The organism is Algoriphagus sp. 10J20-15 (assembly GCF_055809615.1).
Map to the genome: position 1 here is coordinate 108,685 of NZ_JBVVUG010000045.1, position 12,339 is coordinate 121,023.

The following is a 12,339-nucleotide window of genomic DNA, read 5'->3' on the forward strand; positions in this document are numbered from 1 at the left end:
TTGTTTTTGGGTTTAGAAGCTGGCTGAAACACCTACATTAAACGTTCTTGCTACTGGGTAAAGACCGCTGTCATATCCAGTTCCTAGTACATTTCCACCGCCGATTTCAGGCGTGTAGCCAGAGTATTTTGTCCAAGTCAAGACATTCGTACCTGATAGATAAACTCGGAAGTTTTGAAGCTTCACCTTGCTTAATACAACTTCAGAGAAGCTGTAGCCAACTTGGATATTTCTCAATCTCAAGAAAGAACCGTCTTCTACAAATCTGTCTGAGACTTCGTAGTTGTGTCCGCCATTAGTTACTCTAGGTTCAGAGTTGCTGGTTCCTTCACCAGTCCATCTGTCTAGGTAAGTTGTTTCAAAATTGTAGGTATTAAAACGCGTCTGCTTTTTGGCATTGTAGATTTCGTTTCCGAGTGTACCGTTGAAATCTGCACGTAGATCAAAGCCTTTGTAGTCAAAGCCGAAATTGAAACCGTAAACCAGATCAGGAATTGGGCTTCCAAGAATTACCCGGTCATTGCTGTTGACAACTCCGTCTCCATTGGTATCTTCATAGATTAAGTCACCAGCTACTTCTGGTCCTCGCTTTGGAATGGAAGAAAGGTCAGCTTCATTTTGGAACACACCTGCTGTCTTGTAGCCATAGTAATGTCCGATTGATTCACCTACGATCGTTCTGGACCCGAGGTAGCCTGAGATTCCTACAGCTCCTCCGAAGATAGCCTCATTACCATCTCCCAAATCCAATACTTCGTTATTCACAGTGGAAGCAACGATTCCAAAATTGTAGGAAAAGTCACCTTTTTGATCTCTCCAATTTAACGTAAGGTCAACCCCTGAATTCTTCACATTTGCTGCATTGACAACAGGATTGTTGGATGCACCAACATAAGATGGAATCGGAACTGCTACCAGGATGTCGTTGGTGGTTCTAGTGTAATAGTCCAACTCACCTGTCAATTTCTCATTAAAAAAGCCAAACTCGAAACCAATATTTGAGGTAACTGTTTCTTCCCATTGAATAAATGGATTAGAAAGCCTGGTTATTGTCGCACCGTAAACCAACTCTTCATTTTCACCGAATACGGCGTTTTGATTTCCATTTACTACAGGACGGCCTTCATAAACATAGATCTTGTCGTTACCGATTTTTCCCCAGCTACCGCGTATTTTAAGATTGGAAAGGAAATTTTGGTTTTGAAGAAATCCTTCTTCGATGATGTTATATCCAAGTGCAATGGAAGGGAAATTTCCATATCTTCTCTCTTCCCCAAATCGGCTAGATCCATCTCTCCTAAATGTACCTGTAAAGAGAAACTTGTTTTTGAACGTATAATTTGCTCTGAAAAGATAGGAAAGCATAGCCCAGGACTCTCCTGAATTAGAATTGGTCTGAGAAGTCAGTTCACCGGCATTTAAATACCATAGCGAAGGGTCTTCACCTGGAAGATTCCTTCTTCCTCCACCTAGGGATTCTGTATAGAAATCTTGGGTGGTAATACCGCCCAGCAAGTTAAGTCGATGGTCTTCCCACTCTTTGCTGTAGTTCAGTGTATTCTCCCAGAGAATATTTGTATTTCTCATATTGGAAACATTTACAGAATTCTCTGGATTCTGCTGGGTAGGGGAGACAAAGTAAACAGGAGTAAAGCTCTTAGAGTCCTGAAATACCAGGTCCAGACCTACATTACTTCGGAAGGTGAAGTTCTTAAGGAATTTCACATCCATGAAGAAGTTACCCACTCCACGGTAGTTGTTGGTGCGGTTATTTGAGTTGTACTCAAACTGTGCAGCGGGATTTCCTACTGGAGCTGTGTTGGTATAGCTTCCATCAGGCTGAGTAGGCTCGAAAATCGGATACGCACGATATGCATTTCCAATTACCCCAGGCTCATTTTGCTGATTGTAATAGATGAAAGAAAGGTTGTGACCAAAAGTCACTGCTTCGCTCATTTTGTACTGGTTGTTCAATCGGATTGTCAAACGTTCGAATTCTGATTCTTTGACCACACCTTGTTGATTGAAGTAATTCGCACTTAGGTTGAAGTTTGTTTTCGCTGAACCTCCATTCGCGCCAATGCTAATGTTATTGATTGGAGCATTTCTGAAGATGTATTCTTGCCAATCTGTTCCTTCCTGGCAATCATTTACATTATAAATTGGCTGATTCCCTACATTTTGCTCCAGCTCATTTGCCAGTTGCGCAAATTCACGGGCGTTTACTAGGTTGATTTTATTAGCTACTTGCTGCACACCTGTGTAAGCATCCACAGTTACTCGCGTATCTGTGTCAAATGAACCTTGTTTGGTAGTGACGATGATTACCCCATTTGCACTCTCCTCGATCCGTAAATAGCCGTGGCAGAGGCATCTTTCAATACCTCCATGGATTCCACATCATTTGGGTTTAGGAAATTGATATCATCAAGCAGCATCCCATCGACTACATACAGAGGATTTGAATTGTTCAATGTGCCGACACCACGAATCCTAACTGTAGAGCCCGCTCCTGGAGCACCGGAATTTTGGGTAATCTGGACACCACTGACGCGTCCTTGGAGAGATTGGGTCACATCGGAAACAGGCAGTCGACTGATATCTTCAGATTTGACACTGGAGATCGCACCTGTCAAATCGCTTTTACGCTGAATACCATATCCGACGACTACAAACTCATCAAGATCAGATAGATCTTCTCCAAGTGTCACGTTAATGGTAGTTCTTCCATTTATTGGCTCCTCTACCGTTTGAAATCCCACGAAGGTGAATACCAAAACTGCGGCTTCTGGGACTTCTAAGGAATACTTACCATCAAGGTCAGTGACAGTTCCGTTGGTGGTTCCTTTGATGACCACATTCACTCCTGGAAGAGGAAATCCAGTGTCATCGACAACAGTGCCGTTGACCGGAACATTTTGTCCAAACGAATCATGGACAGTAAAGAATGAGAATAGGAGAAGGGTTAAAATTAAATACTTGTTCAGATGCCAAGTATTTCCCCGCTCAGGTAGCAATTTTTCCATTTGGCGTATTGGGTTTGGTTTAGTTAATAACTAGAGACACATACTTGCTCCAGTGGTAAATGAAACTACCACCACTGGAAGATTTTAAGAAAAAATAACTTCGAAATCGATTGAAAAAATGTTTGGAAACTAACGATTTCTGGATGTCAATTCCTGCTTTGTTTTCATTGAAAAAACGTCTATTTAATTAATTTAGGGCGTTTTTAGAATTTCGTTCACGCTTTATTATCAGGATTTGACTACCAATGATAATTGCTTGAAATCAGTTGAGTTCATGCGATCTCTCCAGCACGATGTCCTCCCATTCAGGTTGATGAATCCCCTTCATTTCAAGTTGCAATTTGACCTTTACCCTGAAGCTACTTATCGCGTTTACTCTGAGATTCAGCAACTGGGAAAGCTCTTCCAGCGTGAGTTTGCTATGCTCGGAAATGACGGTGTAGGACAGGTAAAATGCTTTTTCAATCGGGAGACGGATACCGTGGAAAATCGTCCCGGCAGTAGCTGATTCTATATGACCGCAACGTGAGCATCGACGGTGAAAAACCTTTGAGCTCTTCGAGAATTTAGTATGCTCGCAAGCTTTGCATGAGAATCCATTGTCCCATTTGACTTGCTCCAGGGAACGAAGGCAAGCGGTAGAATCTGGGAATATCTTTTTGAAATCTTCATAGCTCATCCGTTTATTGGTGATTCTCGCCTGTAGGTTCTCCTTGATCTGAGACTTTAGTTTCCAGATGTCTTTATCCAAAATGGAGTTAATACGCTTAATTTCTTCATCCTTTTCTAGGATCTGCTGATTGTATTCTAGGAGGAGTTGGTTCTTTTTTAGCCAGTTCCTGAGTTCTTTCATTGACTCTTTGCTCCAATTCTCTATTGACCTTTTCTTTCAGCTGGGCATTTGCCTCTGCTTGACGAAGAGAGCGAAGTAATGCCCGATCACGATTGTCTTTTAGAAATTTTCACCCGATCACCAAGTGCCAAAGTTAGCAGCAACATCTCCATCAGAAAGGCAATGTGCAAACTGTAGTAAATTACTGTGCTGTGTGGAATAATGGCTGTGTGGACCATTGCTTTCAGTGCTACTCCCAAAAAAAGAATAGCATAAGCAATTACAAATAAACGTGCTACGCTGTAGCCTTTTACCAAGACATAAACGCTGGAAAAAAGTATGAGAAAGAAGGGAATGATATCGTAAATCTGAATTTCTAACAGCGCTGGAAAAAAAGCAATTCCAGCTGCGAAAAGAATTGTTTTAGCTAGGAGCAATACATGAAAGCAGCGATGCATGCTGGGGAATCTCCTCTTCAAATTGAGGAAGTGAGTGGAGAAAAGCAGCGCAAATACGATGATCAAAAAGCTGGAGAGGCCCGATATAGGCTGGTTCCACTCGGGATGATTGGGCCATAAATACTGGAATGCGATCCCATCTACACAAGCTGCAAAAATACCTACGCTTAGTAAGTAGAATACATAATACAGGTATTTCACCTCTTTAATAGCCAGATAAATCAATCCATTGTAAAGTGAAATAATCAGAATCATTCCATAGAAAATGCCATAAAGGAAGTACTCATTTAGTGCATAATAGATGAAGCGATTGTAGGATCTGAAGGCAATACGGATGTCAGCCTTCTGCGAAGATTTGATTTTGAAATAATAGGTGGCTATTCCTGGAGTTTCATTTTCTACAGGGATGTGAAAGTTTTTATGTGCAAAGATTCTGTCTCCAAAAGGTGCTTTATCACCGAGTTTTAATTCCTTATATCCGCTTTCCGAGGGTATGTAGGCTGTTATTTGATCAATCGTCTGATCATAAAATTCCATCAGCCACTGCTTGTTACTTTGCGGTGTTTTCTGAATTGCTACTTTGACCCAATAGGTACTTTCGGTTGAAAACTTATTTTTGTTGAAGTCAGGATTGATCTTGAGTTTGCCGTTAATTGGATTGGAGAGTATGTCGCTAAGCTCCAGCTCGTTGCTCTGGTCTTCATAGAAAGTAAGGCGGTCTATCGCATAGATTCTTTCGTCAAGCTGATCGTTGATTTGAAAAGTGTACTGGGATGATTGGGCAAGTGCATAGGAAGACAACAAACTGCTCACTGCACTCAGGAGTACAAATACATTTCGATAAAACTTGTCCATAAAACATTGGGTATATTCCTGTAGAAGGAACAAAAACGACACCCAATGCTTTTGGTTTGTGAAATCGAAGGGTTTATTTGAAAATAGTCAGCAGTCGAAGCGCCGTGATTACTTCCTTTCTTGGATCAGTTTAAATAATAACTCCGGCTCATCTGTGGTGATGAAATCCGGGTTTTGATCAAGAAACCAATTCAAATCTTCCGCAGAGTTCACTGTCCAAGCATTTACTGTTAGCCCCAGATCCTGCGCTTCTTTGATCCATTGAGGATTCTTTTTTAGCAGATTAATATTGTAATCAAAACCGAAAAATCCAGCCTCTTTCAATTCTGCTGGAGTCTTGTCTCCTGTCAAGTAAGCTACATTTGCATTGGGATCCATTTCAATAGCTTTCAAACCGCCTTCGTAGCTAAATGTGATGTAATCCACCCATTTTTGAGCTTTCATTTTTTTCACCGCTAGAACGGACTTTTCTGCCACTTCAACGCTTCGTTCTACAGAGATTTTGGATGGCTTGATTTCAAAAATCAACTTGGTGCCTTTCTGTTTTTTGCCAGCTTTTAGGTATTCTTCTACGGTCGAAAGCTTCTCGCCATTTTCATGTTTAATGGTTAAAAGGTCTTTATAAGTAGTGGTTTCGATTTCCATACCTTCGAAATCCGCATCATGATTTACTACTAAAACTCCATCGGAGGTCATCCACACATCAAACTCAGAACCTTCACAGCCTAGCTTCACAGCTTCTTTGAGAGAAGCCAAAGAGTTCTGAGGATGTGCTTGTGCTTTCCACGCGCCACGATGAGCGATTACTTTATTCTTGTGAAATGATTTCTGAGCAAATGAAGCGGAGCTTGCTATCAAAAAAGTAAGAAGAGTGAAAAGTGCGAAACGCATAGGTGTAAGGTTTTAGTAAATACTAACTCTTCAAAAGTAAAAAATCGTTTGATAGGAAGATACCAAGTTGTAAGAATTCACAGAAACATAATGAGAGTTTTTTAATGGCGTCCATTAAGCATGGAAAGCTTACCCAAATTAATAAAGGCTAACCCATATCGGGTTAGCCTTTAGTCTGACTTGTTTAATCTTTTTTTTACAGAAGTGGATTTCCACCTCTTCTTATATCGGACTGTCTATCGCCACGGTGATCCGTTTCTAAGAAGCCATCACCATATCTCTCATCCCGAATACGTTCTGCTCCAATATCGAAGCGATCTTGGTCATCATAGTAGGCTCTGTTTTCCAGATCATACCTTCCATACAAACTACGATCTTCTGCGCTATAGTAGCTACGAACCGTGTGAAGAAATTCACCCTGCGGACCAGTAGGCCATGCGTCGCTGTCAAAACCGGGTGCATTTTCCAAGGTTTCTTTTGTTTCCTTCACTATGATCACATCGTCTTGATGCGGATGGAAACTGAAAGATTCTGCCGGCAAAGCCAAGAGTTTAGAACCTAAGTTGAGGAATCCATCATCTACTTTCAATACCACATAGTCAATTTGAAAGGTGGAAGTGTTGAAAATGATGTCCTTGATGGAGCCTACAGATTCATCTCTTGCGGTTTTCACATTGCGGGATATTGCATCTGATGCACTAAGTTGAAAATTATTTGAAATGTTCATCTTGATAGTTGGTTAAGTGAGTTGATTATTTTAACTGACTTATTCCAGATTTGTGCCATCCCAGCCTAGTAGGGTTTGAGGCCTGCCAAAGCGGATAATCATTGATAGGACTGTGAGTACCTTCCCCTATGTTGGAATGAATTTCCATTTGTTGGGTAATGGATCGATGATTTTTTGCTAGGGTTTTAAGCAGCCTTGCAGGGAGTTCCTTCTTGCGTTTTGAATTTTAAAATTGCTCATTGAAAACGTCTTCTCATACCCTCGTCGCTTAGGCGCAACAGGCTTCACTTTAAAGGTTCTTTGCGATAACTTAGAGGAAATAGGATGTTTGCCTGTGGCTACAGATGGATCGTTTCTACGGTACGAAATGGCTATTTGCCAAGTGCAAGTCCTTGTTCATTGAGATTAAACTTTGATCATTGGTCATTTTTCAGCTCAGTTCAGCATCTGGAGCAGCAGGACGACTTTGGCTTGTTCCCTCTGCGTCAACCTCCGTTCACTCTGCTGTTAAATCCTAACAAATTATTTTTTAACCGCGGTGGACGTAGAGAATTTCGCAGAGAGCGCAAGAATGAGTTTAAACTTTCTCCCCTGATCATTGAGTTTGAATATTGATCATTGATCATTTTCAGCTCAGTGCAGCTTCTGGAGCAGCAGGACGACTTTGGCTTGTTCCCTCTGCGTCAACCTCGGTGCACTCTGCTGTTAAATCCTAACAAATTATTTTTTTACCGCGGTGGACACAGAGGGTTTCGCAGCGAGCGCAAGAATGAGTTTAAACTTTCTCCCCTGATCATTGAGTTTGAATATTGATAATTGATCATTTTCAGCTCAGTGCAGCTTCTGGAGCATCAGGACGACTTTGGCTTGTGAGCTCTGTATTAACCTCCGTGCACTCTGCTGTTAAATCCTAACAAATTATTTTTTAACCGCGGTGGACACAGAGGATTTCGCAGAGAGCGCAAGAATGAGTTTAAACTTTCTCCCCTGATCATTGAGTTTGAATATTGATAATTGATCATTTTCAGCTCAGTGCAGCTTCTGGAGCAGCAGGACGACTTTGGCTTGTTCCCTCAGCGTCAACCTCCGTGCACTCTGCTGTTAAATCCTAACAAATCATTTTTTAACCGCGGTGGACACAGAGGATTTCGCAGAGAGCGCAAGAATGAGTTTAAACTTTCTCCCCTGATCATTGAGTTTGAATATTGATAATTGATCATTCACGGGTTGCACCCGCGGTTATTGAAAGGTTTTACCACTTCGTGTTCGATATCAAGGACCATTTGATAATGAAAAGATCCTGAAATGCCTGTCCCGATTTTTTTCGGGAGATCTAACTTTTCAATAGCCATGGGTGGAACCCATGGTTTGACGAACAACCAAAAAGAATGTACGACCCCGAGGGCCTGGCCGTGGCGGGGAGTCGAACTTAGTGGGCAATTCCAGGGTAATGCAGTTAAATCAAAAAAAAACACCTTGAAATCTTAAAATCCCAAGGTGTTTTCGAAATGGTATAAATCTCGCAGTCTTTTATTTCTGCTGTTCCAAATAGGTCACTAACGAAGCTAGCTCTTCATAAGAAAGTGAATTAGCAAGCCCTGGAGGCATCATGGAAGTTTCCATCACCTTACGAGTCTTGATAGTGCTTTTGTCAAGTTTAGTTGCTGTACCAGTAATGTCCTGAATTACAACTTCGTCCGCGGTCTCAGCTGTGACAAACCCCATATAAGATTTGTTGTCATTTGTGTCGATCAGAACTGATGCAAAACCTTGTGAGATAGATGCATTCGGCTTCAGAATAGATTCAGTGATCTGAGAACGGTTCATAATAGAACCTATCTGCCCCATAAATGGACCTTTCAGCGGCTGACCTTTCTCGATACTATGACATGCTATGCATCCTTGGCTGGTGAAGAGGGTTTTGCCTTTCACTGGATCTCCTTTGAGATCTTGTACTGCGATCATCACATCTTCGATAGAAGAAGCTCCGACCTGTCCTTTTTTGCTTTTGATTTTCTCCAGATCCACTTCTGTTTCCTGAATCACCAAGTTGGATTGCTCTTCACCAAACTCTTCTATATCCATTCGATTACGCTCGTTTAGCTCAGTGAAGAATTGTCTTTTCGTTGGGTCCTCTTGGGCATTACGTTCACCTACCAAGAAGTCTTTGATTTTGTCTGAAGCCTCCCAAGTGATGCCTTTGTAATACGGACCATGCGTGTCTGGGCGAGTTCCCCACCACCATGAACCGTCATAAGGAGCTTCTTTCTTATACAATCTAGAAAAGTGTACCCAAAATCTCAGCTTTCAACTCCATGTCATCAGTATCGCCATAGGCTTTGATCAAGCCATCCACTGCTTTCGGATCATGCATGTAGCGCAAAGTCCAAAGTGCGATTTTTGAATTCTCCGTACCAATAGCATCTACTGCAGCATCAACTGCATTCAATTTAACTAGTGATTTTACTGCAATATGTGGAAGAATAATGGCTGAATTAGGTGTAGCGTGTGGGCCTTCGGTGCCTTTCTCTGGCTGCTTGAATGAAGCTGGAACTTTCACTTTTAGCAATTCCTCAGCAGCTTCTGGATTGCCTATTCTTCCCAGAGCAACAATTGCCGCGGACTTCACACGGTCATTAGGATCAGTGACTCCCTCAATGAATGGGTCTAGTGGAACTCCCTGAAGGCAGGTTTTACGATCCGCCAGAGCTCTTAAGGCAAATTCTCTGATTTTCTCTTCCTGACTAAGTTTTACCAATTCCCCATTTCCATTTTCACAAGTAGCCTGCGCATAAGTGTAGATACCCGCAACTCTAGCTTCCAGCGGTAAAGTTTTATCAGTGGCAACAGAAAGTGCTGCTGCACCAGCTTCCTCAGGGAAACGAGCTAGCATTTCACGCTGAGCATGAAAGCGAGCAACGGAATTAGTGGCTTTAAGTAAAGCGGTTAATTCGTCAAGAGTTGCGGCTTTCAAGTCTGGAAAAGGTTCGTAAGTCCAATCCTTAGGTACTACTCTTACTACATATCCTTTTTCTTCACTGCCAAAATAGCCAGCCCCATCCCATGCAGCGAGAAACATGCGTCCGGAGGCATCGACATCTAAATCTGAGATTTGAGGAAGTTTGATGAATTCTTCAGTCTGCTGAGTAAAACCAGGGCCATCCATAGTTACCCTGTGAATGTACAATTGACTGCGGCCCCAATCCGCCATCATTGGCACGTGATTGTATTTTGCTGGCCAGCGATCATCATCCATAAAGTAACTACCAGTACCTGATCCGCCACCTAGATCAACCAGTGCTGGTATGGTTTCTTCCGTGAAGTTTTTGAAAAAGTTAGGGTACCCGTACTCACCGGATTGGGTATAGTGAATGAAACGAATATTCCAGCCACCTCCATCATTGGTATTGCCACGCGTATAAATATTCATAAATGGATCTATCGCGACATCGTAGATATTTCTTGTTCCATGGATGTATTCTTCCATTTCGGTTCCGTCTGGCCGTACTCGGACTATACCTCCACCCAGCATAGTCATTTGCGTTCCATCTCTGTCAGTGGCATTGTGGAACCCAAAATCTCCAACTGCGATGTAAATCCAGCCATCGATACCCATTCTGATTCCATTAGTAGAGTGATCTGTACCACGGGAACGTATGGATTCAGGTGATGAGATTCCCTCAATTAGCATTTTGGATGGGCCATCAGCTACCCCGTCGTTATCCTTATCTTCATAAACTACCAAGTTCATTCCCTCGGCTTTTCCAGTTTCTTCGGAAAATTGTGTGTGGAGAACAAAGACTTGATCTCTTACAGCGATTATTCCACGTGGGTTATCCACTTTGACAAACTCCGTGTGGGCATCCAGTTCGCCATCATTATTACTATCCACGAGTCGTACAATTGCTCCTTTTCCAGGCTCTTTACCAAGTGAACCCATCATATCTACCCCAACAAACACGTTGCCGTCGGGAGATACCGCCAATGCTGCAGGTGATGGAACTATATCCGGTCCCGCAAAATTAGTCATGATCAGCTCGGTACTGTCTGCGCCATGCTTGGCTGTGTCTAGGGGGTACTGTGGATAGTAATTGGTAAGTTCTTCTAAGTCAGCTTTTCTGGTGTCGGGTTTTGAGCATCCGAATGCTAGAAAGGTGCCTATAATTGCTATTATAGGAAGGGAAATTTTAGACATGCTAAAAATAATATTAGAGGTTTATTATTTCGGAATATGCGATTTGCACCCTCAAATATATCAGGTTCATTGATAAAAGGTAAGTTATTATCAATAGAAGCTCAGTACCAGTGAATTTTGGCGCATAAGTGATGCTTAGCGGTTAAATGTGTATTTATGGGCACAGTTAAAGACTCCACCACGGTTACCAATTGAAGGTTAAACTGATTCCCTGTTTTACTTCAGTTGATTTTCAAACAAAAATATCCCGTTCTTATTTGCAATAACGATATCAGGTTTTCCATCCTTATTCATGTCTTCAACGGCAATGTTTAGACCGGCTCCCGAGTCATTATCAATGATGTGCTCGCGGAAAAACGGGCCTATCATCGGGGTGAATTCGAAATATAGCAAGTAGGGGGTGTCTTCGTCTCCCGCGTCATTTCCATTGTGTGCCAAGTACCTCTTTCCAGTGATCATTTCCATATCTCCATCTCCGTTCAGATCAGCCATAATTGTGGAATGGGTTTGGGCTGTTATGTTACTCATGAGGTGAGTTTTGAACGTTGTATCATTCCTGTACTCATGCCACCATATACCCATAGAATGTGCTGAGGAACTGACCACGTCATTATCCATGTCTCCGTTGACATCGAGAACCTGCATGTGGGAAGCTGGATCACTTATGAGCACTGGATGGAAAATCCAGTCTCCGGAATTCTTATCCGCTTTGCCTTCAAACCAACCCTCGGAGATCACTACGTCTTTGATTTTATCACCGTTTACATCTCCGTAGCCTAAGCCATGCGAAAAACGATCAGTTCCAGGTACATTTTCTTCTGAAATATTAAAGCGCTTCCATTCAGTTGCTTCAGGTGTGGTTGGAGCTTGGAGCCAGATAATTTGTCTTTTTTCATAGTCACCACACAAGATGTCGAGGCGGCCGTCCCCATCAATGTCCACAAATGCAGGAGACTCATTTGAGATGCCCACTGAGTCTGCGATGATATGCTTTTTCCAGTTGTTACTTTCTGTTTTTGGGTTTTCAAACCAATAAGCAGGAGTACCCGGATAATCTATAATGACCACATCATCCCAGCCATCGAGATTTACATCCATCCCTAGGTTCAAAAAGGAATTGCTGTATTCTTTTCTTGGGTCAAAAACTTTAGAAGGAGATATCTCATGACGTGTCCAATCCGGCGCTTCAAACCAATAGTAGCCTGCTATTATATCCAGCTGACCATCTTTATTCATATCGCCCACTGCCACTCCTTCAGAGAGAAAATCCCGTGTAATTACAGTTTTTTTGAATTCCAGTTCATGTTCTTGGCTAAAAGCTGGATTAGTAAAGAGGAATAAAGTCATAATGACGC

General features: G+C 42.2%; 7 protein-coding genes and 1 pseudogene. All 8 read right to left on the reverse strand.

Annotation, left to right across the window (positions count from 1 at the left end):
- Positions 1-12 precede the first annotated feature (12 nt).
- The gene (locus AC0L6R_RS20200; RefSeq protein ID WP_473272996.1) at positions 13-2,394 is read right to left on the reverse strand and encodes a SusC/RagA family TonB-linked outer membrane protein; all 2,382 of its coding nucleotides are present in this window, start codon (positions 2,392-2,394) and stop codon (positions 13-15) included.
- On the reverse strand, positions 2,325-3,026 hold the full coding sequence (locus AC0L6R_RS20205; RefSeq protein WP_473272857.1) for a TonB-dependent receptor plug domain-containing protein: 702 nt from the start codon (positions 3,024-3,026) through the stop codon (positions 2,325-2,327). Before AC0L6R_RS20205 ends, AC0L6R_RS20200 begins: the two co-directional genes overlap by 70 nt.
- A 262-nt stretch (positions 3,027-3,288) precedes the next feature.
- Entirely contained in the window at positions 3,289-3,879 is a 591-nt protein-coding gene (locus tag AC0L6R_RS20210) for a transposase (RefSeq protein WP_473272858.1), read from the reverse strand.
- A gap of 86 nt (positions 3,880-3,965) precedes the next feature.
- A complete protein-coding gene (locus AC0L6R_RS20215) occupies positions 3,966-5,171 on the reverse strand; it encodes a 7TMR-DISM family protein (RefSeq protein WP_473272859.1) in 1,206 nt (401 codons plus the stop codon).
- A 108-nt stretch (positions 5,172-5,279) separates the two neighbouring features.
- Positions 5,280-6,062 carry a glycerophosphodiester phosphodiesterase gene (locus AC0L6R_RS20220; protein WP_473272860.1) on the reverse strand — a complete coding sequence of 261 codons (783 nt, stop codon included), beginning with the start codon at positions 6,060-6,062 and terminating at the stop codon, positions 5,280-5,282.
- A gap of 196 nt (positions 6,063-6,258) precedes the next feature.
- Positions 6,259-6,789 (reverse strand): PRC-barrel domain-containing protein, encoded by a 531-nt coding sequence (locus AC0L6R_RS20225; protein ID WP_473272861.1) that lies wholly within the window; start codon positions 6,787-6,789, stop codon positions 6,259-6,261.
- A 1,530-nt stretch (positions 6,790-8,319) separates the two neighbouring features.
- A pseudogene (locus AC0L6R_RS20230) lies at positions 8,320-10,984 on the reverse strand (DUF7133 domain-containing protein).
- A gap of 216 nt (positions 10,985-11,200) precedes the next feature.
- The gene (locus AC0L6R_RS20235) at positions 11,201-12,331 is read right to left on the reverse strand and encodes an FG-GAP repeat domain-containing protein (RefSeq protein WP_473272997.1); all 1,131 of its coding nucleotides are present in this window, start codon (positions 12,329-12,331) and stop codon (positions 11,201-11,203) included.
- Positions 12,332-12,339 lie beyond the last annotated feature (8 nt).

Coding starts and splice junctions, on each gene's coding strand:
- AC0L6R_RS20220 (WP_473272860.1), bottom strand. CDS start 6,062: ATGCGTTTCGCACTTTTCACTCTTCTTACTTTTTTGATAGCAAGCTCC.
- AC0L6R_RS20225 (WP_473272861.1), bottom strand. CDS start 6,789: ATGAACATTTCAAATAATTTTCAACTTAGTGCATCAGATGCAATATCC.
- AC0L6R_RS20205 (WP_473272857.1), bottom strand. CDS start 3,026: ATGGAAAAATTGCTACCTGAGCGGGGAAATACTTGGCATCTGAACAAG.
- AC0L6R_RS20215 (WP_473272859.1), bottom strand. CDS start 5,171: ATGGACAAGTTTTATCGAAATGTATTTGTACTCCTGAGTGCAGTGAGC.
- AC0L6R_RS20235 (WP_473272997.1), bottom strand. CDS start 12,331: ATGACTTTATTCCTCTTTACTAATCCAGCTTTTAGCCAAGAACATGAA.
- AC0L6R_RS20210 (WP_473272858.1), bottom strand. CDS start 3,879: ATGAAAGAACTCAGGAACTGGCTAAAAAAGAACCAACTCCTCCTAGAA.